General features: G+C 61.0%; 19 protein-coding genes, 1 tRNA gene, 1 pseudogene and 1 riboswitch. Of the genes and pseudogenes, 13 read left to right on the plus strand and 8 right to left on the minus strand.

Features of this window, described 5'->3' with window-relative positions:
* Positions 1-4 precede the first annotated feature (4 nt).
* The 3 genes from ahcY to metK form a co-directional block, all read right to left on the minus strand.
* Positions 5-1,420: an adenosylhomocysteinase gene (ahcY, locus tag FGKAn22_RS01055; protein WP_212786152.1), complete on the minus strand. Its 1,416-nt coding sequence runs from the start codon at positions 1,418-1,420 to the stop codon at positions 5-7.
* Between the two features lie 23 nt (positions 1,421-1,443).
* A riboswitch (S-adenosyl-L-homocysteine riboswitch) is annotated at positions 1,444-1,528 on the minus strand.
* 40 nt (positions 1,529-1,568) lie between these two features.
* Complete coding sequence (locus FGKAn22_RS01060; RefSeq protein ID WP_212786153.1) at positions 1,569-2,798, minus strand: HD-GYP domain-containing protein; 1,230 nt, start codon at positions 2,796-2,798, stop codon at positions 1,569-1,571.
* Between the two features lie 181 nt (positions 2,799-2,979).
* On the minus strand, positions 2,980-4,143 hold the full coding sequence (metK, locus tag FGKAn22_RS01065; RefSeq protein WP_212786154.1) for a methionine adenosyltransferase: 1,164 nt from the start codon (positions 4,141-4,143) through the stop codon (positions 2,980-2,982).
* Between the two features lie 52 nt (positions 4,144-4,195).
* On the opposite strand from metK, the pseudogene FGKAn22_RS01070 reads away from it, so the two are divergent.
* From FGKAn22_RS01070 to ubiD, 3 genes and pseudogenes are all read left to right on the plus strand, one after another.
* Positions 4,196-5,059, plus strand: a pseudogene (locus FGKAn22_RS01070) (lysophospholipid acyltransferase family protein); the annotation flags it as partial.
* Positions 5,056-5,928 (plus strand): lysophospholipid acyltransferase family protein, encoded by an 873-nt coding sequence (locus FGKAn22_RS01075; protein WP_246487424.1) that lies wholly within the window; start codon positions 5,056-5,058, stop codon positions 5,926-5,928. The pseudogene FGKAn22_RS01070 and the gene FGKAn22_RS01075, both read left to right, overlap by 4 nt.
* A gap of 85 nt (positions 5,929-6,013) precedes the next feature.
* The gene (ubiD, locus tag FGKAn22_RS01080; RefSeq protein WP_212786156.1) at positions 6,014-7,477 is read left to right on the plus strand and encodes a 4-hydroxy-3-polyprenylbenzoate decarboxylase; all 1,464 of its coding nucleotides are present in this window, start codon (positions 6,014-6,016) and stop codon (positions 7,475-7,477) included.
* Between the two features lie 62 nt (positions 7,478-7,539).
* On the opposite strand, the gene FGKAn22_RS01085 is transcribed toward ubiD, so the two are convergent.
* From FGKAn22_RS01085 to bioA, 5 genes are all read right to left on the minus strand, one after another.
* Positions 7,540-8,130, minus strand: a complete 591-nt coding sequence (locus tag FGKAn22_RS01085; protein ID WP_212786157.1) for an outer membrane beta-barrel protein — start codon at positions 8,128-8,130, stop codon at positions 7,540-7,542.
* A gap of 208 nt (positions 8,131-8,338) precedes the next feature.
* Positions 8,339-8,851 carry a porin family protein gene (locus FGKAn22_RS01090; RefSeq protein ID WP_212786158.1) on the minus strand — a complete coding sequence of 171 codons (513 nt, stop codon included), beginning with the start codon at positions 8,849-8,851 and terminating at the stop codon, positions 8,339-8,341.
* A gap of 228 nt (positions 8,852-9,079) precedes the next feature.
* Positions 9,080-9,481 carry a hypothetical protein gene (locus tag FGKAn22_RS01095; RefSeq protein WP_212786159.1) on the minus strand — a complete coding sequence of 134 codons (402 nt, stop codon included), beginning with the start codon at positions 9,479-9,481 and terminating at the stop codon, positions 9,080-9,082.
* A gap of 157 nt (positions 9,482-9,638) precedes the next feature.
* Positions 9,639-11,036, minus strand: a complete 1,398-nt coding sequence (gene dacB / locus FGKAn22_RS01100; protein WP_212786160.1) for a D-alanyl-D-alanine carboxypeptidase/D-alanyl-D-alanine endopeptidase — start codon at positions 11,034-11,036, stop codon at positions 9,639-9,641.
* Positions 11,033-12,361, minus strand: coding sequence for an adenosylmethionine--8-amino-7-oxononanoate transaminase (gene bioA, locus FGKAn22_RS01105; RefSeq protein ID WP_212786161.1), 1,329 nt, complete (start codon positions 12,359-12,361; stop codon positions 11,033-11,035). The genes dacB and bioA overlap by 4 nt, the downstream gene beginning before the upstream one ends.
* 87 nt (positions 12,362-12,448) lie before the next feature.
* Between bioA and FGKAn22_RS01110 the strand changes: the two genes are divergently transcribed.
* The 10 genes from FGKAn22_RS01110 to FGKAn22_RS01155 all read left to right on the plus strand — a co-directional run bounded on the left by FGKAn22_RS01110 (position 12,449) and on the right by FGKAn22_RS01155 (position 23,330).
* Positions 12,449-13,348 carry a TIGR01777 family oxidoreductase gene (locus FGKAn22_RS01110; RefSeq protein ID WP_212786162.1) on the plus strand — a complete coding sequence of 300 codons (900 nt, stop codon included), beginning with the start codon at positions 12,449-12,451 and terminating at the stop codon, positions 13,346-13,348.
* 233 nt (positions 13,349-13,581) lie between these two features.
* Entirely contained in the window at positions 13,582-14,835 is a 1,254-nt protein-coding gene (locus tag FGKAn22_RS01115) for a nitronate monooxygenase (RefSeq protein ID WP_212786163.1), read from the plus strand.
* A gap of 341 nt (positions 14,836-15,176) precedes the next feature.
* Positions 15,177-15,467 carry a co-chaperone GroES gene (locus FGKAn22_RS01120; protein ID WP_212786164.1) on the plus strand — a complete coding sequence of 97 codons (291 nt, stop codon included), beginning with the start codon at positions 15,177-15,179 and terminating at the stop codon, positions 15,465-15,467.
* Between the two features lie 79 nt (positions 15,468-15,546).
* Positions 15,547-17,190, plus strand: a complete 1,644-nt coding sequence (gene groL, locus FGKAn22_RS01125; protein WP_212786165.1) for a chaperonin GroEL — start codon at positions 15,547-15,549, stop codon at positions 17,188-17,190.
* Positions 17,191-17,324: 134 nt separating this feature from the next.
* Positions 17,325-17,400: transfer RNA gene (locus FGKAn22_RS01130), tRNA-Phe, on the plus strand.
* Between the two features lie 55 nt (positions 17,401-17,455).
* The gene (locus FGKAn22_RS01135) at positions 17,456-19,105 is read left to right on the plus strand and encodes a peptide chain release factor 3 (RefSeq protein WP_246487425.1); all 1,650 of its coding nucleotides are present in this window, start codon (positions 17,456-17,458) and stop codon (positions 19,103-19,105) included.
* 330 nt (positions 19,106-19,435) lie between these two features.
* Positions 19,436-20,518, plus strand: a complete 1,083-nt coding sequence (locus FGKAn22_RS01140; protein WP_212786166.1) for an ABC transporter ATP-binding protein — start codon at positions 19,436-19,438, stop codon at positions 20,516-20,518.
* The gene (locus FGKAn22_RS01145; RefSeq protein ID WP_246487426.1) at positions 20,511-21,422 is read left to right on the plus strand and encodes an ABC transporter permease; all 912 of its coding nucleotides are present in this window, start codon (positions 20,511-20,513) and stop codon (positions 21,420-21,422) included. Before FGKAn22_RS01140 ends, FGKAn22_RS01145 begins: the two co-directional genes overlap by 8 nt.
* Complete coding sequence (locus FGKAn22_RS01150; RefSeq protein ID WP_246487427.1) at positions 21,415-22,278, plus strand: ABC transporter permease; 864 nt, start codon at positions 21,415-21,417, stop codon at positions 22,276-22,278. The genes FGKAn22_RS01145 and FGKAn22_RS01150 overlap by 8 nt, the downstream gene beginning before the upstream one ends.
* Positions 22,275-23,330, plus strand: a complete 1,056-nt coding sequence (locus tag FGKAn22_RS01155) for an ABC transporter substrate-binding protein (protein WP_212786167.1) — start codon at positions 22,275-22,277, stop codon at positions 23,328-23,330. Before FGKAn22_RS01150 ends, FGKAn22_RS01155 begins: the two co-directional genes overlap by 4 nt.
* Positions 23,331-23,354 lie beyond the last annotated feature (24 nt).

Here is a 23,354-nt window from a genome sequence, read left to right on the forward strand (position 1 = left end):
GCTCTTAGTAGCGGTAGTGATCCGCCTTGTACGGGCCTTCCTTCGGCACGCTGATGTAGGCAGCCTGCTGGTCGGTCAGTTCAGTCAGCTGTGCGTTCAGCGTCTTCAGTTGCAGGCGCGCGACCTTCTCGTCCAGATGCTTCGGAAGCGTGTACACGCCCACCGGGTACTTGTTGCTGCCCTTCACCGCTTCAGTCCACAGTTCGATCTGAGCGATGGTCTGGTTGGCGAAGGAGGACGACATCACGTAGGACGGATGGCCGGTACCGCAACCCAGGTTCACCAGGCGGCCCTTGGCCAGCAGGATAATGCGCTTGCCGTCCGGGAAAATGACGTGGTCGACTTGCGGCTTGATCTCTTCCCACTGGTATTTTTCCAGCGAAGCGACGTCGATCTCGTTGTCGAAGTGGCCGATGTTGCACACGATGGCGTTGTTCTTCATCTTCGCCATGTGGTCATGGGTGATGACGTGGAAGTTGCCGGTGGTGGTGACGAAGATGTCGGCCTTGTCGGCAGCGTACTCCATGGTTACGACGCGGTAGCCTTCCATCGCGGCCTGCAGTGCGCAGATCGGGTCGATCTCGGTGACCCAGACTTGTGCGGACAGTGCGCGCATGGCTTGCGCGGAACCCTTGCCCACATCGCCGTAGCCGCAGATCACCGCGATCTTGCCCGCGACCATCACGTCGGTCGCGCGCTTGATGCCGTCCACCAGCGATTCGCGGCAGCCATACAGGTTGTCGAACTTGGACTTGGTCACGGAATCGTTGACGTTGATGCCAGGGAACTTCAGTTCGCCGCGTGCATGCATCTGGTAAAGGCGGTGCACGCCGGTGGTGGTCTCTTCGGTCACGCCCTTGATTGCGGCGAGACGGGTGGAGTACCAGGTCTTGTCAGTTGCCAGCTTGGCCTTGATCGATGCGAACAGGCAGGTCTCTTCTTCCGAAGTTGGCTTGGAAATCAGCGATGCATCGCTTTCGGCGCGCGCGCCCAGATGCAGCAACAGCGTTGCGTCGCCGCCGTCATCCAGGATCATGTTGGACAGGCCACCGTCCGCCCATTCGAAGATGCGGTGGGTGTAGTCCCAGTATTCGGTCAGCGTCTCGCCCTTGACGGCGAACACCGGTGTGCCGCCCGCGGCGATAGCAGCGGCAGCGTGGTCCTGCGTCGAAAAGATGTTGCACGAGGCCCAGCGTACTTCCGCGCCGAGCGCCTTCAGCGTCTCGATCAGCACGGCGGTCTGGATGGTCATGTGCAGCGAACCGGTGATGCGTGCGCCCTTCAGCGGCTGGGTCTTGGCGAATTCTTCGCGGATGGCCATCAGGCCGGGCATCTCGGTCTCGGCGATGGCGATCTCCTTGCGGCCCCAGGAGGCGAGGGAGATATCGGCGATCTTGTAATCGGTGAAAGCTGCGTTCATAACAGACTCCATTCATGAAAGTTAATGAATGGGTGCCGTTGAAACGTTTGAGGCTCCGAGCCTGACGGGGGAATGGTGATCAAACCCGCTGCAGCACCCCTCGGAGGGCGCGGATTATAAACGTAAAAGCGATTTGTTGCAGAGGCGGCTACCAGGGCGCGCCAGCCACCCCGCTCCACAGGGTGTGCATGTCGTGGATGGCCCACTTGGCGGGATCTTCGTGGGAAACGATCTTGTCCGCACAGGCGGGTTTCGACAGGTCCAGGATTTCCGGCGTGATTCGCGCATCGGACTTGATGGAGAAGAACACCTTCACCTTGGGGGTGAGCAGGGATTTCTCGGTCTGCTCGATGACTACGCCCAGGCGCTCGGATTTGAGTTTGATCAGCGAGCCGACCGGATAGATGCCGATACTGCGGACGAAGGCTTCGAAGATGCGCTGGTCGAAATGCCCCTTGCTCCATTCAGCCATCTTGCGGATCGACTCCGCAGGCTCCCAGCCGTTCTTGTAGGGGCGGTTGGACGTGATCGCGTCATACACATCGCACACTGCCCCCATTTTGGCGTAAAGGCTGATCTGTTCTTCGCTGAGGCGCTCGGGATACCCGCTGCCGTCGACCTTTTCGTGGTGGTGCAGGCAGACGTCCAGCGCGATGTCGCTGATCCCGCTGCCCTCCAGCAGCAGCTTGTGGCCCTCGGCGGGGTGGCTCTTCACGGTCTCGAACTCGGCGTCAGTCAGCTTGCCCGGCTTGTTGAGGATCTCCGGCGGAATCATCATCTTGCCGATGTCGTGCAACAGGCCGGCCAAGCCCGCCTGGCGGACATGTTCGTCATCCAGTTCCAGTTGCCGGGCCAGCGAGACCATCAGTGCGCATACGGCCACCGAATGCATGTAGGTGTAATCGTCCTTGTTCTTCAGGCGCGCCAGGCCGATCAGCGCGCCGGGGTTGCGCGCGACCGAAGTGGTGATCTCCTCGACGATGGGCAGCGCATTGTCGGCGTTCAGTGCCTTGCCCATACGTGCTTCATGGAACATCGAGGTGACGGCCTCCTTGGATTTGGCACATATCCTGACGGCGCGGGCGGCCTCCTGTGCGACGTCGATGCGCAGGGGCGGCTTGCCGGGTGTGGCCACTTGGACGAGGGCGGCTTCGACTTCGGCCGCGACCGTTTCTTTGGTTTGGCCGCCTTCGACGTCCAGCCCTTTGGACGTGTCGATCCACACCTCCTTGATGCCGGTGGTCTGGATGGTCTGCAGGTCTTTGTCGCTGTCCAGCAGGAAAGCGCTCCGCCAGAACGGGTGATCCATCCACGAGCCGCAGAATTCATGTATGTGCATGCCCAGGCGCAACTGTTTGACGGCGATACGTTTCAGCATCGGGAAAGCTGGTGTGGTTGGCTTGGGCGGATTCTATACTGAAAAAAAACAGCCGCACGAGGCGGCTGTTTTCATTTGGTGCTTTGTCGGTGTTTTGGCTACGGCCGCCGCTACGCGGCTTAACCTGTGCAAGCACAGGCTAGCCTTCGCCCGAATAAAGACAAGCGCCGTTGGCGTGGCCTTACAGGCCAGCGTCAGCCCGCAGGGCTGCCGCCTTGTCTGTATTCTCCCAAGTGAACCCCGGCTCTTCGCGGCCAAAGTGGCCGTAAGCTGCGGTGTTCTGGTAGATTGGACGCAGCAGGTCGAGCATCTGCACGATGCCCTTCGGGCGCAGGTCGAAGTGCTTCTTCACCAGTTCGGTGATCTTCTCGTCGGAGATCTTGCCGGTGCCGTAGGTGGTGACCATGATGCTGGTCGGTTGTGCCACGCCGATGGCGTAGGAGACTTGCACCAGGCACTTGTCTGCCAGGCCGGCGGCAACGATGTTTTTCGCCACATAGCGGCCGGCGTAGGCAGCCGAGCGGTCGACCTTGGACGGATCCTTGCCGGAGAACGCGCCGCCGCCGTGCGGGGCTGCGCCACCGTAGGTGTCGACGATGATCTTGCGCCCGGTCAGGCCGCAGTCGCCCTGCGGGCCGCCGATGACGAAACGTCCGGTCGGGTTCACCAGATACTTGATGTCGCCCTTGATCAGTTCCTTCGGCAGCACCGGCTTGATGATCTCTTCGATCGCGGCTTCGCGGATCTGCTCCAGTGTCATTTCCGGGGCGTGCTGGGTGGAGAGCACCACGGTGTCGATGGCGTACGGCTTGCCATCGACGTACTTGACGGTGACTTGCGACTTCGCGTCCGGACGCAGCCAGGGCAGGCGGCCGTCGTGGCGCAGTTGCGCCTGGCGCTCGACGATGCGGTGCGACAGGTAGATGGGCAGCGGCATCAGCGTGTCGGTCTCGCGGCAGGCGTAGCCGAACATCAGGCCCTGGTCGCCCGCGCCCTGGTTCAGGAAGTCGTCGGAAGCGCGGTCCACGCCCTGGGCGATGTCCGGGCTCTGCTTGTCATAGGCCACCAGCACTGCGCAGCCCTTGTAGTCGATGCCGTATTCGGTGTTGTCGTAGCCGATGCGCTTGATGGTGTCGCGCGCGACGTGGATGTAGTCGACATTGGCGGAAGTAGTGATCTCGCCGGCCAATACCACGAGGCCGGTGTTGCACAACGTCTCGGCAGCTACCCGCGCATAGGGGTCTTGCGCTAGAATCGCGTCCAGAATTGCATCGGAAATCTGGTCGGCTACCTTGTCCGGATGGCCCTCGGACACGGATTCGGATGTAAAGAAGTACTCGCTCATGGCTCTCCGTTCGATCACTACGTTAATTTAATAGGGCGCGCATTATAGCAAACCCAACTATATGTCCGCTTTCCTGTTCAAATCCTTTTTTCGCTTCTTTTCACTGTTGCCGCTGGGCGTGCTGCATAGGCTGGGCGCGTTGCTTGGCCGGCTGACCTATGCGGCTTCCGCTCGATATGCCGCGCGTACCCGCGAAAATCTGCGCCAGGCCGGCATATCGTCGGATATCTTGCCTGCGGTCATCGCCGAGACGGGCAGGAGCATCGCCGAGTTGCCCTGGATCTGGGGGCGGCCTTATGGCGAGGTACTCGACAAGGTGAAGGAATGCGTCGGCATCGAGCACATCGAGACGGCACAAGCGAGCGGCCAGGGCATCATCTTCCTCACTCCGCATCTGGGCTGTTTCGAAATCTCCGCACTGTATGCGGCGCAGCGCATGCCGATCACCGTGCTGTATCGTCCACCGAAGCTGGGTTTCCTGGAAGGAGTGATGCGTGCCGGGCGCGAACGCGGCCAGGCGAAACTGGCCAAGGCCGATGTCAGCGGCGTGCGCCTGCTGTACAAGGCACTCAAGCGCGGAGAGGCCATCGGCCTGTTGCCGGACCAGGTGCCGAGCCGCGGCGAGGGCGAGTGGGCGGAATTCTTCGGCAAGCCTGCCTACACCATGACGCTGGTGGGCCGCCTGGCGCAGAGCAGTGGCGCGACGGTGCTGATCGCCTATTCCGAGCGGCTGCCGCAGGGGCAGGGCTACGTCATTCACGTCGAACCGCTGACGCTGGATTTCGCGCGGCCGGTGCCGCAACAGATCAATGCCGCATTGGAGCAGGCCATACGCGCCTGCCCGGCGCAATACCTGTGGAGTTATAACCGCTACAAGGTCCCGCGCGGCGTGGCCTTGCCGGAGGTACTGCCATGATGACCCGGCTGGGTATCTTCATCCTGTGGCTGCTGCATTTCCTGCCACTTTCCGTCCTCGCCAGGATCGGCAACGCGCTCGGCCTGTTGCTTTACGCCGTGGCGGGCGAGCGGCGTTCCGTCGCCGACACCAATCTGCGCCTGTGCTTCCCCGAGTTGCCGGAGGCCGAGCGCCGCGTGCTGGTGAAGCGTACCTTTCAGTCGTTCGCGCGCAGCTTCATCGAGCGCAGCCTCTTGTGGTGGGCTTCGTCCGAGCGCATTCAAAGTTATATCCGTGTGGAGGGGCTGGAACACTACACCAGGGCGCAGGAGCTAGGGCCGGTGATCCTGCTGGCGCCACACTTCGTTGCGCTGGATGTCGGCGGTTCCTGGCTGATCCAGAATGTCGACCTGGTCAGTGTCTATTCCAACCAGAAGAACCCGCTGTTCCACTCCATGCTGCTGCACGGCCGTTCGCGTTTCGGCAACCAGAAACTTTATGCGCGCCAGCAGGGGTTGCGCCCGGTCATCAAGGCGATGCGCGAGCAACGGCCGTTCTATTACCTGCCGGACCAGGATCTGGCGATCAAGGATGGCGTGTTCGTGCCTTTCTTCGGCGTGCCAGCCGCGACGCTGACCACCGTGCCGCGGCTGGCCGAGATGACGGGCGCGCAGGTCGTGCCCTGCATCAGCAAGCTGCTGCCCGGCGGCCAGGGTTACGAGGTGCGGTTCTACCCGGCCTGGGAGAACTATCCGACCGGTGACGCAGTCGTCGACACGCGGCGCATGAACGCCTTCATCGAAGACCGCGTGCGCGAAATGCCGGAACAATATTTCTGGCTGCACAAGCGATTCAAGACTCGGCCCGAGGGCGAAGAGAAGTTTTATTGAGCTTGTAGCCGGTAGCCCGTAGCAGGTAGCAAAACCAGGGTTGGCTACCAGCTACAGGCTACGAGCTACAGGCTAAGGAGCTGTTATGAAATACCACGACCTGCGCGATTTCATCGCACAACTGGAAAAGATGGGCGAACTCAAACGGGTTTCCGCGCCCGTCTCCACGCACCTGGAAATGACAGAGATCTGCGATCGCGTGCTGCGCGCGCAAGGTCCGGCGGTGCTGTTCGAGAACGTGGCCGGGCACAACATGCCCGTTCTCGCCAATCTGTTCGGTACGCCGCGCCGTGTGGCGCTGGGTATGGGCGAGGAAAATATTCAGGCGCTGCGCGAAGTCGGCAAGCTGCTCGCCTACCTGAAGGAACCCGAGCCGCCCAAGGGCCTGAAGGACGCCTGGGAGAAATGGCCCATGCTGAAGCAGGTGCTCACCATGTCACCCAAGGTGGTTTCTTCCGCGCCATGTCAGGAAGTGGTGTGGGAAGGCAAGGATGTCGATCTGTCGAAACTGCCCGTCCAGCACTGCTGGCCGGGCGATGTCGCGCCGCTCATCACGTGGGGTCTGGTGGTCACGCGCGGGCCGAACAAGTCGCGCCAGAACTTGGGTATCTATCGCCAACAGGTGCTTGGCACGAACAAGGTCATCATGCGCTGGCTGGCGCATCGCGGCGGCGCGCTGGACTTTCGCGATCACTGCCAGAAGAACCCGGGGCAGCCATTCCCGGTCGCGGTGGTGATCGGCGCCGATCCGGCGACCATCCTCGGCGCGGTGACGCCAGTGCCCGATTCGTTGTCCGAATACCAGTTCGCCGGATTGCTGCGCGGCTCGAAGACCGAGCTGGTGAAGTGCATCGGCAGCGACCTGCAAGTGCCCGCTTCCGCCGAGATCGTACTGGAAGGCGTGATCCATCCGGACGAGACCGCGCTGGAAGGACCGTACGGCGACCACACCGGCTACTATAACGAGCAGGACAAGTTTCCGGTGTTCACCATCGAGCGCATCACCATGCGGCGCGATGCCATCTACCACTCCACCTACACCGGCAAGCCACCCGACGAACCGGCGATGTTGGGCGTGGCGCTGAATGAGGTGTTCGTGCCCCTGCTGCAGAAGCAATTCCCCGAGATCGCTGATTTCTACCTGCCGCCGGAGGGGTGCAGCTACCGCATGGCGGTGGTGAGCATCAAAAAGCAATACGCCGGGCACGCGAAGCGCGTGATGTTCGGCATCTGGAGCTTTTTGCGCCAGTTCATGTACACCAAGTTCATCGTGGTGGTGGACGACGACATCGACGTGCGCGACTGGAAAGATGTGATCTGGGCGATCACCACACGCATGGATCCGGTGCGCGACACGTTGCTGGTGGAGAACACGCCGATCGACTACCTCGATTTCGCCAGCCCGGTGTCAGGATTGGGCGGCAAGATGGGCCTGGATGCCACCAACAAATGGCCGGGCGAAACGCAGCGCGAATGGGGTACGCCCATCGCGATGGATGCGGCGGTGAAGGCGAAGGTGGATGCGATGTGGGCAGAATTGGGTTTGTAGGTCGAGCGGCAGCAGCAACAACAAAGAGCCGGGGAACCCCCCGGCGCTTTGTTGGCGGGGGCTTAAAACTTAAAGACTAAGCCAGCGGAAACAAGGGTAAGCTTCGATGCGCCGGTTGTATTGGCATCGCCAACTGTGCCTAAGTCCTCGTATTGGGCACGCACGGAAACATTCTTGGTGAAGTCGTATTGGGCGCCGATGCCGTAAGCAGCTTTGGTGCTGGTGGCTTTGGCTGAAGCAACAACAATACCTAAGACGCTACCTGACGTCTTAACCTCAGTCCGGGCGATGCCCAGTTTTCCAAGGATTGAAAATCCACCGCTAATCGGGAAAGTCCCAGTTGCCGCCAATTGGACGCTGTTAGACTTTGAATCGACGCTTACCGGGATGCCCAAAATCAAGCCACTTGCTCGGGCTTTGCCAAGATCGGCGTAACTGATTTCAGCGCCCCAGATTGGAGTGAACTGGTAGCCGCCTGCAAGACGGACAGCTGTGTCGGTTTTTTTGCAAGATACACCTGCCGGAATACCGTTACATGCGTCCTTGGCGTTGGACTGGCCAATATCAAAGGCTGCATAGAAAGCGGAGTCTGCTGCGAAAGCAGGCGCGGCAACAGCCGTGGACAACAGTAGGGCGGCAGCGATTTTCTTCATTTTTTGATTTCCTTGTTAGCTGTAAATATATCCAGAAAACTACAAAGTAGCGTGACTGTGCAGTTCGGGTGCATCCTACGCGTGCTATTTGTAATTAATCAATATGCCAAACGGCCTATTTTGAGTAACTTCACTCAGATATTTTTTGATCTTGATAACAAATAAAAAGCCGGGGAAATCCCCGGCTTTTTGTGGTGTTTGATAAGCATCAGAACTTGAATAAGGCGGCCAGCGAGTAGAGGTCGTCACTGGCGTTCTGGCCTGTCATCCCAACGCCATAGCGCTCCCAGCTGAGGCGGAGGCCGATCATCGGCGTGGCGTCGTACTGCCCCCCCAGGCCGTAAGTGGCGGCGGTGCGTTTTGTGCCGGTGGCGGCGGAGGTGGTGGTATTGGAGCGGGCGAGGCCAAGCTTGCCATACACCGAGAAGTTGTTTTCCAGCGGCAGTGCGCCTACTGCGCTCAGTCCCCAAACATTGGATTTGCCATTGACGGCAGTGGCAGTGGTAAAGCGCCCGAGGTCGGTGTACTCGCCCTCGACGGCGAAGTTCGGGTTGTACTGGTATCCGAGCAGCGCGCCGAATGCGGTGTCGGAGGACTTGCTCAACGCATTGAACCCCACATGGGTGCTGCCTACCTTGATTCCGGCGTATGCGCCGCCGGCCGCGTAGGCGGGCAAGGAGGCGGCTGCAGACAGCAATGCAACGGCAACGATCTTTTTCATGGTTGATCCTCTTGGCGATAGTTAATCGAAAACAGCAGTTGATTCCCTGCGGCCTACAGTGGTTTTTGTAGCGTGAGGCATCGTAGGCACCCGGTCAGGGCAGGGCAATAAGGGGGATTACGTAGTCTTGAAGGCGAAATGATGTATCCAAATGCAGTTGGAGCAAGAGTGGCAAGCCATTGAGATGGAAGTCCAGGCCAAATTGGACATGGAGTTTTTGCGGCGGGCTCAAAACTTCACTGCGGCGGTCAGTGAGTAGAGGTTTCCGTTGGCATTTTGCCCGGCGATATAGCGGTCCCACCCGAAACGGATACCTATCCGCAGCGGGCTGTTGAATTGGGCGTGTAGTCCATAAGTGGGGGCATCGCGCTGTATTACGTTATCGGCGTCACTGCTCTTGATGCGGGGGAAAGATAGCTTGCCGTATAGCGAGAAATTGTCGCTCACTTCCACCAGGCTGAACTTGCTGAGCTTTTCAAGCCTCTCGACAATAAGTCGTCTGGTTTCGTACGCTGGCGTGTTCAGCGCTTCATCGTCTGCTTTGATAGACACATAGGCGTTGTCGTCGACAGCGTAAACAGGCACAGGGACGATGGCACTCAGCAGGGCAATGGCGGCGATCTTTTTCATGGTCTAGCCCTCCCATGAACGTTGACTGGAACGGCAATCCTTTAGCCAGCGGCGCTAAGGGGTGTCGCGGTGAGGCCATCCTATGTGCTGAGGGGCCTTGAGGCAATAAAGTGAATTGCTCAATCCGGAATGGCGGATGCCTTAACCGGATGCGGCGCTAGTGCTGTTGTTGCAGCCACTCGATCAGCGTGTCCTGTGCGCCTTGGCCGAATTTCGCGTTTGGATGGTTGATGAGAAACACCACGACCCATTCGCGGCCGCTGCGCGACCTGACATAGCCAGCGAGGGTCTTCACCCCTTCCAGTGTGCCGGTCTTGAGGTGGGCGTGGCCGGCGGCCGGGCTTCCCTTGAGGCGCTTTTTCACCGAGCCGTCCACCCCGAGGATGGGCAGCGAGGCGGCCAGTTCCGGCCCCAGCGGGCTTTGCGCCGCGCTCTGCAGCAGCTGCGCGAGATGAAGTGCGCTGATGCGTTCCATGCGCGACAGCCCTGCGCCGTTTTCCAGCGCCAGTTCGGGGAAATCCAGGTGTTTGCCGGACAGCCAGGCTTGCACGGCCCGAGTGCTTCGTTCGAGGTTCGCCGGCCCCGTTCCTCCTGCTGTGCCTAGCGTCAGGAACAGTTGTCGTGCCATAACGTTGTTACTGAATTTGTTGATGTCTCGGATGACCTCGGCGAGCGGTGCCGAGTGGTGCGTCGAGAGCAGCTGGGCGTTGGCGCTTGCGCTGCCGTCGCGCGCCTTGCCTTGCAGCGTGCCGCCGAGTTCATGCCACAACGTGCGGAACAGCGCCTCCACATAGCGCGTGTGCGGTATCACGCTGAGATTGTGTTCACGCTCGCCGCATTCTCCCGGGTAGCCGCCTTGCAGGACGACGCTGTCGCCTTCGGGCTGCACGCGGATGGTGTCGTCCCAGTTGTCGCAGTTGGGGGCGGGTTGCGGCGCGAGCAGGTTGTCCAGCCTGATGCCTTCCAGCGCGGGTTCGCTGATGATCTTCATGCCGTTGCCGTTCGGCAGATAGCGCAGGCGCAGGGTGTTGAAGTTGAGCAGCAGCGCGTCCGGGCCGACGTTGTAGGCGCGCACCGGATCGTTGTCGAAGGCGGCGGGATCGTGCGGCGGCAGTTCGAAGAAGCTGCGGTCCAGCACCAGGTCGCCGCGTATCTCGCGCAGGCCGCGCGCTCGCAGTTCCCGCAGCCAAAGCCAGAACTGCTCGAGGGTAAGCTTTGGGTCGCCGTAGCCTTTCAGTACCAGGTTGCCTTGCAGCACACCATCCTTCAACTCGCCGTCGAGATACGCCTCAGTTTTCCAGGCGTAGGCAGGGCCGAGCAGTTCCAGTCCCGCATAGGCGGTGAGCAGCTTCATGGTGGAAGCGGGGTTCATCGCCTGCTTCGCATTCACGCTGATGAGCGGCGAACGGGCGCCCGTCTGCTGTGCCACGATGCCGACGGCGGACAACGGGATGCCGGCTTGCTTCAATGCAGTGCGCACCGGCATGGGCAGAACGGCGGCTGCTGCCTCGCAGGCGAAGCAGAAAACGAATGTCAGCAGGGCAAGGCGTCTCATTGCAGTTGTTCGACGATGTTAAGTGTGCGGTCCGCCAGCATGGACATCTCATCTTCGCCGATCGCATAGGGCGGCATGAAGTAGACCGTGTTGCCGATGGGGCGCAGCAGGAGTTCGTTCTGCAGGCCGAGCGCGAAACAGCGGCGCGCGAAATCGGCATGGCGGCTCTCCACCTCGAATGCCCAGATCATTCCCGTGTTGCGGAAGTTCCTGACGGCAGGATGGTCGCGCAGCGGTGCGGCGATGCGGTTGAAATGCGACGCCTTGCCGCGGTTGGCGTTCAGCACGTCGTCCTCGGCGAAGATGTCCAGAGTGGCGAGCGCGGCGCGGCAGGCCAGCGGGTTGCCGGTGTAGGAGTGAGAGTGCAGGAAACCGCGTGCGGTCTCGTCGGCGTAGAACGCATGGTAGATGTCGTCCGTCGTCATCGCCAGCGACAGCGGCAGGTAGCCACCGGTGATGCCTTTCGACAGCAGCAGGAAATCCGGCGCGATGCCGGCCTGTTCGCAGGCGAATAGCGTTCCCGTCCGGCCCATGCCCACCGCGATCTCGTCGGCGATCAGGTGCACGTCATATTGCGAACAGAGTTCGCGCGCGCGGCGAAGATAGGACGGGTGGTACATCGCCATGCCCGCCGCGCCCTGCACCAGCGGCTCGACGATGAAGGCGGCGAGATGTTCGTGATGCCGTTGAAGATGCGCTTCGAGTTGTGCAGCGCAGCGCAGCGCAAAATCTTCCGCGCTCTCGCCGATTCCCGCCGCGCGCCAGTCCGGGCTGGGCACGGTGGCCTGCTGGGTGATGAGTGCGCCGTAGGCGTCGCGGAACAGCGCCACGTCGGTCACCGACAGCGCGCCCAGCGTCTCGCCGTGGTAGCTGTGCTGCAGGCTGATGAACTGGGTCTTTTGCGGCTTGCCGCTGTTGCGCCAGTAATGTGCGCTCATCTTCAGCGCGATCTCGGTGGCCGATGCGCCGTCCGAACCGTAGAAGCAATGCCCCAGTCCGGCGGGCGCGAGTTCGCGCAAGCGCTCGGAGAGTTGTACCACCGGTTCGTGGGTGAAGCCCGCCAGCATCACATGTTCCAGTTTTCCGAGCTGGTCGGTGATGGCGGCGTTGATGCGCGGATTGCAATGCCCGAACAGGTTCACCCACCAGGAGCTCACCGTGTCGAGGTAACGTCTGCCGTCGAAGTCGTACAGCCACACGCCCTGGCCGCGTGCGATCGGCACCAGCGGATAGTTTTCGTAGTGCTTCATCTGCGAGCAGGGGTGCCACACGGCGGCGAGGCTGCGCGCAAGAAGATCGGCGTTGTTTTGAGTTGAGTCTGACATGCGCGGAATCATAACGGGTTTTGCTTATTGCCAGCAGCCCGATGTTTGGATAGCCTGCTCCCTGATAAACCTCAGGCGGGAGCGGATATGCGCATTCTCATCACGGGCGGAACCGGGCTGATCGGCCGGCATCTGTGCAAGGCATTGCTGGCAGAGGGCCACGAACTCACGGTATTCAGCCGCAAGCCCGAGACCATTCCGCTCAAGTGCGGTGCCGGGGTGCATGCCATTGGGTCGCTGGACGAGTGGCTGCCCGAGCGGGCTTTCGATGCGGTGATCAACCTGGCGGGCGAATCTATCGTCGATGCACCCTGGACGCAGCTGCGCAAGCAGGTGCTGTGGCAGAGCCGTATCACCCTGACCGGTGAACTGGTGCGCCATATCGCCGCTGCGGAGCAGAAGCCGGCGGTGTTGCTGAGCGGCTCGGCGGTCGGCTATTACGGCGATCGCGGTAGTGCCACGCTGGACGAGACGGTGCCCCCAGGGATGAATTTCCCTGCGCAGTTGTGCAAGGCCTGGGAAGATGCCGCGCGCGGCGCCGAGCGCGCAGGGGTGCGGGTATGTCTGCTGCGCACCGGCCTGATATTGAGCAAGGAAGGCGGCCTGCTGGGGAGCATGCTGCTGCCGTTCCGGCTCGGCCTGGGGGCAAAGATAGGCGACGGCGAGCAGTGGTTGAGCTGGGTGCATATCGACGATTACGTGGCGATGGTGCTCACGTTGTTGCGCGACCCGCAAGCCAGCGGGGCATACAACATGACTGCGCCGCATCCTGTCACCAATTCGGAATTCACCTCCACGCTGGCGGCGGAGCTGGGGCGTCCGGCTCCCTTCGTCGCGCCGGCGGCATTGCTCCGGCTGGGCATGGGCGAACGCGCCAGTCTGCTGCTGGAGGGGCAGCGGGTGTTGCCGAAAAGGATGCAGGCCGCACAATATCATTTCGCCCACCCCGATCTGATGAACGCTTTGCACGATTTGCTGTCCGATTGACGCGATTGCATGCTGCGGCCCGAAACGGGCGTGGCTTTCAGTATTACCTCATCTGTGGCATTCTTCGCATCTTGCCTTGACCCGGGCGGTCATGGCCTGAGTGATTATTTCTGACCCCTTTTGTTAATATATTGAAGGAAGTCCTTGATAGTCATGGAAAGCGGTTCGTGCCGCGCAGTGGATTGATTATTAGAGACTCCCTGAATCAAGGGGGGCAGTTGGAGGAAGTGGCAATGAAACGAGTGGATGATTTCCGTCTGCGCTTCGGCAAGCGTGAGCTGGTGCCGATCATGATCGGCGGGATGGGCGTGGACATCTCCACTGCGGAACTGGCCCTGGAGGCCGCGCGCCTGGGCGGCATCGGCCATATCTCCGACGCGATGTTGCCGACCGTCACCGACCGCCTCTACGACACCGACTTCGTCAAGACCAAACTCCAGCAGTACAAGTACAACATCGAGAACGCCGACAAGGCGGCGGTGAAGTTCGACCTCGGCCATATCGCCGAGTCCACACGCCTGCACGTGAGCAAGACCATGGAAGCCAAGCGCGGCGAAGGCATGGTGTTCATCAACTGCATGGAAAAGCTCACCATGAACGCACCGCGCGAGACCCTGACGGTGCGCCTGCGCAGCGCGCTGGATGCGGGCATCGACGGCATCACGCTCGCGGCCGGCCTGCACCTCGGTTCTTTCGCCATGATCGAAGACCATCCGCGCTTCCGCGACGCCAAGCTGGGCATCATCGTCTCCAGTCTGCGCGCGCTGCAGCTGTTCCTGCGCAAGAACGCGCGCACCAACCGCCTGCCAGACTACGTCGTGGTGGAAGGCCCGCTCGCGGGCGGCCATTTGGGCTTCGGTCTGGACGACTGGATGAAGTACGACCTGCGCACCATCACTCAGGAGGTGCTGGACTTCCTCAAGGCCGAGCAACTCGACATCCCGGTGATCCCCGCAGGCGGAATCTTCACCGGCACCGACGCGACCAACTTCCTGGAGATGGGGGCTGCCGCGGTCCAGGTGGCGACGCGCTTCACCGTGGCGGACGAATGCGGCCTGCCCAAGGACGTACAGCAGGAATACTTCAAGGCCAGCGAGAGCGACATCGAAGTCAACGGCGTGTCGCCGACCGGCTACCCGATGCGCATGCTGAAGAACAGCCCGGCCATCGGTTCCGGCATCCGTCCCGGATGTGAGGCCTACGGCTACATCCTGGATGCCAACGGTCGCTGTGCCTATGTCGATTCCTACAACCGCGAAGTGGCGGCCCATCCGGACGAGAAGAAGATCCAGGTCTTCGACAAGACCTGTCTGTGCACCCACATGCGCAACTTCAAGCTGTGGACCTGCGGCCACTACACCTACAAGCTGAAGGACACCACGAATAAGCTGGCCGACGGCAGCTATCAGGTGCTGTCCGCGGAGCACATCTTCCGCGACTACCAGTTCAGCACCGACAACAAGATCGCACTGCCCGAAAAGGCATAACGCTTTCCTTCTCTATTGCGGTGCCGGGCTCGGTGCCGCAATCGCAAAAACTATCCAGTTTAGGCTATTGGCCCGGCCCCGGCAGGAGGGGGCTGGGTGCGCTTCAGCTGCGATTTCCCTGCCTTGCTTGATCGCCTCCCTGCAAAAATAAGCAGTACGCCGTACTTGAAAAGGGAGGAGGCTGCCCCTATCATTAGCAGTCGCTAGCGGGGAGTGCTAACCAGCGACTTGGCTGGCGTAGTTGGCCAGCTTAGTCGAATGGCCATGCAGCGCTAAGAAATGTCTGCACTGAATATCCCGCTTCCGCATTTGATTAACCCACTGATTCAGGAGAACTAAGAATGAAAATTCGTCCTTTGCACGATCGCGTCATCGTCAAGCGTATGGAAGCAGAAACCAAGACTGCATCTGGAATCATTATTCCCGATGCGGCTACCGAGAAGCCCGATCAAGGCGTAGTTGTTGCGGTGGGCAACGGCAAGATCGGTGATGACGGCAAGGTGCGTCCGATGAACGTGAAGGTCGGTGACAGAGTGATGTTCGCTAAAGTATATGGTCAGGACTTCAAGATGGACGGGGTCGAACTTCTGCAGATGCGCGAAGAAGACATCATTGGCGTGATCGAAGCCTAAGACGCGTAGGTCGGGTTAGGTCTGAAGGCCGTAACCCGACAACAAACTTACCCAACACGAAGATTCAGGAGAAATAAACATGGCAGCTAAAGACGTAAAATTCCACGACGCCGCGCGCAGCAAGATGGTCGTCGGCGTGAACATCCTGGCCGATGCGGTCAAGGTGACTCTGGGTCCCAAGGGCCGCAACGTGGTGCTGGACCGTTCCTACGGCGCACCGACCATCACCAAGGACGGCGTATCCGTCGCCAAGGAGATCGAACTGAAGGACAAGTTCGAGAACATGGGCGCGCAGATGGTGAAGGAAGTGGCTTCCAAGACTTCCGACGTGGCCGGTGACGGCACCACCACCGCGACCGTGCTGGCGCAGTCCATCGTGCAGGAAGGCATGAAGTTCGTCGCCGCCGGCATGAACCCGATGGACCTGAAGCGCGGTATCGACCAAGCTGTCATCGCCGCTGTTGCAGAATTGAAGAAGATCTCCAAGCCTTGCACCACCAGCAAGGAGATCGCCCAGGTCGGTTCTATCTCCGCTAACTCCGATGCCGTGATTGGCGAGAAGATCGCAGCGGCGATGGAGAAGGTTGGCAAGGAAGGCGTCATCACCATCGAAGACGGTACCGGATTGGAAGACGAACTGGATGTGGTCGAAGGTATGCTATTCGATCGTGGCTACCTGTCTCCGTACTTCATCAACAACGCCGACAAGCAAATCGCGGCGATGGAGAACCCCTTCATCCTGCTGCACGACAAGAAGATCTCCAACATCCGCGACCTGCTGCCCTTGCTGGAACAAGTCGCCAAGGCTGGCCGTCCGCTGCTGATCATCGCCGAAGACGTGGACGGCGAAGCACTGGCCACTCTGGTGGTGAACAACATCCGCGGCATCCTGAAGACCGTTGCGGTCAAGGCACCGGGCTTCGGCGACCGCCGCAAGGCCATGCTGGAAGACATCGCCATCCTGACCGGCGGCACTGTGGTCTCCGAAGAAGTCAACTTGACGCTGGAAAAGGCTACCCTGAACGACTTGGGTCAGGCCAAGCGCATTGAGGTAGGCAAAGAAACCACTACCATCATCGATGGTGCAGGCAAGCATGAAGCAATCTTGGCTCGAGTTGCTGAAATTAAGAAGCTGGCCGAAGAATCCACTAGCGACTATGACAAGGAGAAGCTGCAGGAGCGTCTGGCCAAGCTGTCCGGCGGCGTGGCCGTGATCAAGGTGGGTGCTGCGACCGAAGTCGAGATGAAGGAGAAGAAGGCACGCGTGGAAGACGCATTGCACGCGACCCGTGCAGCCGTTGAAGAAGGCATCGTTCCCGGCGGTGGCGTGGCATTGCTGCGTGCCAAGGCAGCAGTTTCCGGCCTCAAGGGTGTGAACCATGACCAGGACGCCGGTATTACCATCGTGCTGCGCGCGATGGAAGCGCCTATCCGTGCTATCACCATGAACGCAGGCGATGAGTCCAGCGTGGTCGTGAACAAGGTGCTGGAAGGCAAGGGCAGCTACGGTTACAACGCAGCCACCAGCGAGTATGGCGACATGCTGGCGATGGGCGTAGTCGATCCGACTAAGGTGACTCGCGTGGCACTGCAAAATGCAGCTTCGATCGCAGGCCTGATGCTGACCACCGCATGCATGGTTGCCGAGCTGCCGGAAGACAAGCCGGCTGCAGGCATGGGCGGTGAAATGGGCGGTATGGGTGGCATGGGCGGCATGATGTAATAGAACCTACCGGTTCTACTGCTGCAAAAACAAACCCCGCTTCGGCGGGGTTTGTTATTTTTCTGGATATCGGTATAATGCGCGGCTCTTCGGATCGTCGCAGAACATGACTGATCCGGATCAAGAAGAAAAATGGCTCGGTAGCTCAGTTGGTAGAGCAGCGGATTGAAAATCCGCGTGTCGGTGGTTCGATTCCGCCCCGAGCCACCAGATAAAGATGCCCGACTCGTTCGGGCATTTGTTTTTTTCGGGTTGCCCATTGCATATGACCGATCAAGTGAACGACAACACAGCTCCAGATACGTCCGCTCCCGCAGCGGATGGTGGCGTCGCGCGCGAGGTCAAACGCCGCCGCACCTTCGCGATCATCTCCCACCCCGACGCGGGTAAGACCACGCTGACCGAAAAGCTGCTGCTGTTCGGCGGTGCGATCCAGATGGCGGGTACGGTGAAGGCGCGCAAGAGCGGTCGCCACGCGACTTCCGACTGGCTGGAGATCGAAAAGCAGCGCGGCATCTCGGTGGCCAGCTCGGTGATGCAGTTCGCCTACGACGATTGCGTCATCAACCTGCTCGACACCCCCGGCCACCAGGACTTCTCCGAGGATACCTACCGCGTGCTGACCGCGGTGGACGCGGCGGTGATGGTGGTGGACGCGGCCAAGGGCGTGGAAGCGCAGACCATCAAGCTGCTCGAGGTGTGCCGTCTGCGCAACACGCCCATCATCACCTTCATCAACAAGATGGACCGCGAGGTGCGCGAGCCGCTGGAGGTGCTGGACGAGATCGAGTCGGTGCTGAAGATCCACTGCGCGCCGGTGACCTGGCCCATCGGTATGGGCAAGCGTTTCCAGGGCGTGTATCACCTGCTGAACGACGAAGTGATGCGTTTCACCCCCGGCGAAGAGAAAGCCGATCAGGAAGTCGAAGTGCTGAAGGGCGCGCAGATCGACAAGCTGACCGAGCAATGCCCGAGCGAGATGCAGACCATGCGCGACGAAACCGAACTGGTCATGGGCGCGGGCGCTTCGTTCGACTTGGAGGAATTCCTCAAGGGCAAGCAGACCCCGGTGTTCTTCGGTTCCGGTATCAACAACTTCGGCGTGCGCGAAGTGCTGCGCGCGCTGGTCGACTGGGCGCCCTCGCCGCTTCCGCGCGAGACCGACAAGCGCATGGTGCGTCCGGACGAGCCCGCGTTCACCGGCTTTGTGTTCAAGATCCAGGCCAACATGGACCCGAACCACCGCGACCGCATCGCGTTCATGCGCGTGTGTTCCGGCCGCTACAGCCCGGGCATGAAGGTCAAGCACCGCCGCACCGGCAAGGAGATGAAGCTGGCCAACGCGGTCACCTTCATGGCCAACGAACGCACCCGCATGGACGAGGCTTACGCCGGCGACATCATCGGCGTGCACAACCACGGCCAGCTGCAGATCGGCGACGTGCTGACCGAAGGCGAAGCGCTGACCTTCAAGGGCATCCCGTACTTTGCGCCGGAGCTGTTCAGCCGCGCACGTCTGCGCGACCCGATGAAGGCCAAGCAGCTGGAGAAGGGGCTGCGCCAGCTCGGCGAAGAAGGCGCGGTGCAGGTGTTCTTGCCGCTGGTGGACAACACGCCGCTGATTGGCGCCGTCGGCCAGCTGCAGTTCGAAGTGGTCGAACATCGCCTGAAGGACGAGTACGGCGTGGACGCGGTGTTCGAACGCGCCGGCATCCACACCGCGCGCTGGGTGACCTGCCCCGATGCGAACCACCTCAACGAGTTCGTCAAGGCGAACCAGGGTCGCCTGGCCAAGGACGTGGACGGCAACTACGCATATCTCGCAGACACCGGCGTGAACCTGCGCCTTGCGCAGGAGCGCTGGCCCAAGGTGCAGTTCCACGCGACGCGTGAGCACGGCCAGCAACTCGGCTAACCGGCTGTTGTAAAACTACTGCGGTGGCCATCTGCGGCGTTGCGCGGTACTCGCTTTCTCGCCTACCTAAGAGGTATGTCTCGGTCGCTGCGTTGACCAGCGACTTGGCTGGCGTTGTTTGTCAGCTTAGTCGAATGGCCATGCAAAGCTCCGTGCGCCTTGCATCTGGCCATCCTCGCTACGTTTTCCAACAGCCGGACTTGGGTAAGGTATTCACCTACCCTGAAAGGCTTGCCATGGCGGCAAGCCTTTTTTACTAGGGGAAACCCCTTATTCCCGCGCCACCGCTGATTAGGTATTGTCTGCCCAGGCAATCACGGGTAATCCGCCATGGCACTACTCGAACTCAGGAACGTCACTCGCCGCTTCGGCGATTTCGTCGCGGTTGACGACGTCAGCCTGAGCATAGAGGCGGGGGAATTCTTCACCCTGCTTGGTCCCTCCGGCAGCGGCAAGACCACCATCCTGCGCATGATCGCCGGTTTCGACCTGCCCGACGCGGGGCAGATCCTGCTCGACGGCAGGGATCTTGTTGCCACCCCGGCGGAGAAGCGCCCCATCCATACCGTATTCCAGAGCTATGCGTTGTTTCCGCACATGACGGTCGCAGACAACATCGCATTCCCGCTCAAGATGGCACACCACGATACCGCGGAGATCAGCCGGCGCGTGGCCGGCGAGCTGGAACAGGTGCGCCTGTCCGGCAAGGCGCACGCCTACCCGCACGAAATCTCCGGCGGTGAGAAGCAGCGCGTCGCGCTGGCGCGCGCACTGGTCAACCGACCGCGCCTGCTGTTGCTCGACGAATCGCTGGGGGCGCTGGATGCCAAGCTGCGCGAGGAGATGCAGGTCGAGCTGATCAACCTCCAGCGCGAAGTCGGCATCACCTTCGTGTTCGTCACCCACGCGCAGGTCGAGGCGCTTGCACTGTCGCACCGCATCGCGGTGATGAACCACGGCAGAGTGGAGCAGGTGGACGAACCGTCGCGGCTGTACGGCTTTCCAAAGAACCGCTTCGTCGCCGACTTCATCGGGAACATCAACATGATCGAGGCGCGGGTGGAGGAAGCCGGCCACGGCCATTTGCGCCTTGCCGCCGGCCTGGGCGAGATCATCGCACCGCCGCTGGCAGGTGCATCGACCGGAGACAAGGGCGTGTACGCCATCCGCCCGGAACAGGTGCGCATCGGCGTGCACGGTGAACTGACCGAACTGAAGAACCACTTCGAGGGCGAGGTGCACAGCCTGCTGTATCAGGGCGACGTCAGCGTGTATCGCGTCAGGCTCGCGAACGGTGCGATGATCGAGGCGCTGCTCCCCAATTCCGCGCCGGGACGCGCCGAGCTGTTCGAGGCCGGCGATGCGGTCAAGGTGGGCTGGCGTCACGATGCGGGGATGTTCCTCAATGACTGACATGCGCGCCCCGCCTGCGCCCGGCACCCGCCTCACCAAATGGCTGGTGAGCGGCCCTCCGCTATTGTTCCTGTTGCTGCTCGTGGCAGCACCCGGTGTGATCACCATGCTCGCCTCGTTCCGTTATCCCGGCGAATTCGGCGGGCTGGCCCCGCTGGTCGCCGCAGACCCGCAGACCCTGCAGGGCATGACGCTGGAGACATACCAGTTCTTCTTCAGCGACTTCATCTACACCGAGGTGTTCATCAAGTCGTTGTTCATGGCGCTCGCCACGACGCTGATCTGTCTGGTGATGGCCTACCCGCTCGCCATGCTGATCGCACACAGTCCGAAGAAGAACCGCAATCTGATGGTGCTGCTGGTGGTGTTGCCGTTCACCAGCAACTTCCTGATCGGAATCTATGCGTGGATGATCATTCTCGGCCCGCAATCGGCGCTGAGCCAGATGCTCAATGGTGTGCTCGGCGCATTCGGATTCGCGCCGGTGCACCTGCTGTTCTCGCCGTTCGCGGTGCTGGTCGCGCTGGTCTATGTGCATCTGCCATTCATGACGCTGCCGCTGTACACCAACCTGGAAAAACAAGAGCCGGCTTTGCTCGATGCGGCGCAGGACCTGGGCGCGAATGCCTGGCAACGATTCTGGCGTGTGACTTTTCCGCTGTCGCAGCCCGGCATCTTCGCCGGCTCTGCGCTGGTGTTCATCCCGGTGCTCGGCATGTTCGCGATTCCGGAACTGCTCGGCGGCACCGGCGATATGCTGGTCGGCAACCTCATCAAGGATCAGTTCCTCGGCACGCGCGACTGGCCGTTCGGCTCCACGCTGTCGATCCTGCTGACCGTCACCGTGCTGCTGATCGTCTGGCTCGCCGCCAAGCTGGCCGAACGCGGAGGCCGTTATGCTTAAGCAAATAGCCATTCGACTAGGTCGTCAGAAAACGACAACCAAGTCGCTGGTTATGCGTAGCGCCGGACACAGGCTGACCGAGCGCCGCGGGCCTTGGGCGTGGGCCGCCGGGCTGGCGGCGTATGCCTTCCTTTACCTGCCGCTCACTATCGTCGTCGCCTACTCGTTCAACGATTCTCGCCTGAATGCCGAATGGGTGGGCTTCACCTGGCATTGGTACCGGCTGCTCTTTGGAGACCAGGACATGCTGGTCGCTGCGGGCAACTCGCTGTTCATTGCGCTGATCGCCAGCTTGGCGGCCACGGTGCTCGGCACCATGGCGGGTATCGCCATGCAGCGCTACAAGGTCCGGGTGCTCACCTTTATGGTGCTGGCGCCGGTGGCGATGCCTGAGATATTGATCGGTGTGTCGCTGTTGTTGTTCTTCATCCAGGTGCTGAACCTCACCCTCGGGGTGCTTTCCGTCGTGCTTGCTCACATCACTTTCTCCATCGGCTTCGTCGCGGTGATCGTGCAGGCGCGGCTGGCCGCCATGGACGAGAGCCTGTTCGAGGCTGCACGCGACCTCGGCGCGTCGCCCTGGCAGACCTTCCGCCATGTCACTTTCCCGCTGATCCGCCCTGCGGTGATCGCGGGGGGGCTGATGGCGTTCACCCTGTCGATCGACGATTTCGTCATCACCTTCTTCACGGCCGGGGTCGGAGTGCAGACGCTGCCGCTGCGCATCTATTCGATGATCAAGATCGCTGTGACGCCGGAGGTGAATGCCGTATCCACGCTGCTGATGATGCTCACGCTGACTCTGACCGTACTCGCCTCAAGATTTGCGCCCGATGTGCTGAGGGGAAAGACATGATCTGGCGCGGACTGATATTCATGCTGATTGTCGGCAGTGCGCATGCCGATGACGTGCTGCACCTGTACAACTGGAACAACTACATCTCGGACGTCACCATCGCGCGTTTCGAGGAACAGTGCGGCTGCCGCGTGGTGCAGGACTATTACTCCGACAACGAGGAGATGCTCGCCAAGCTCGCCGCGGGCGCGACCGGCTACGACATCATTGTGCCCACAGGCAACGCGATGGAAACGCTGATCCGCGAGCAGGCCCTGCGCCTGCTGGACAAGAGCCTGTTGCCGAACCTGAAGAACATCGACCCGGCCTGGCTCAACACCGCGTTCGATCCCGGCAACAAGTACTCGGTGCCTTATGCCTACACGATCACGCTGATCGGCTACAACAGCGAGAAGGTGCGCGGACTGGATATCCCCCTCGACAGCTGGGCGGTGATCTTCGAGCCGCGCTATCTCGAGAAACTGAAGGGGCGCGTCACCGTGCTCGACAGCCAGCGTGAGCTGCTGGCGGCGGCGCTGAAATATCTCGGCTACTCGGTCAACGACACCGACGAGGTCCACTGGAAACAGGCGCGCGACCTGATCATCCGCGCCAAGCCCTATTGGGCCGCGTTCAACGCATCGAGCTACATCAAGGAGCTCACCGTCGGCAACATCTGGCTGGTGCACGGATATTCCGGCGACATCTTCCAGGCCGACCTGGACGCGCAGAAAGCGGAACGCGGGTTCCGCATCCTGCCCAGCATTCCGAAGGAGGGCGCGGTGCTCGCGCTGGACTCGATGGTGCTGCACAAGAGCGGTCCGCGTCCCGACCTCGCGCACCGCTTCATCAATTTCATGCTCGAGGGGCGCAACTCGTCCGAGCTTACCAACCTGCTCGGTTCCGGCAATCCCAACCGCGACGCGTTGCAATACATCCAGCCCGAGATTGCACAGAACCCCGCGGTGTTTCCCGGCCCGGGACAGCGTGCAAGGCTGGAGATGCTGCGCGACCTCGACCGCCACCAGCGCCGCGTGCTGTCGCGGATATGGACGGAGATCAAGTTGAAATGAACATCAATAACGCTGTTTTTGAAG

It is taken from the genome of Ferrigenium kumadai, assembly GCF_018324385.1.
Taxonomy (GTDB): Bacteria; Pseudomonadota; Gammaproteobacteria; order Burkholderiales; family Gallionellaceae; genus Gallionella; species Gallionella kumadai.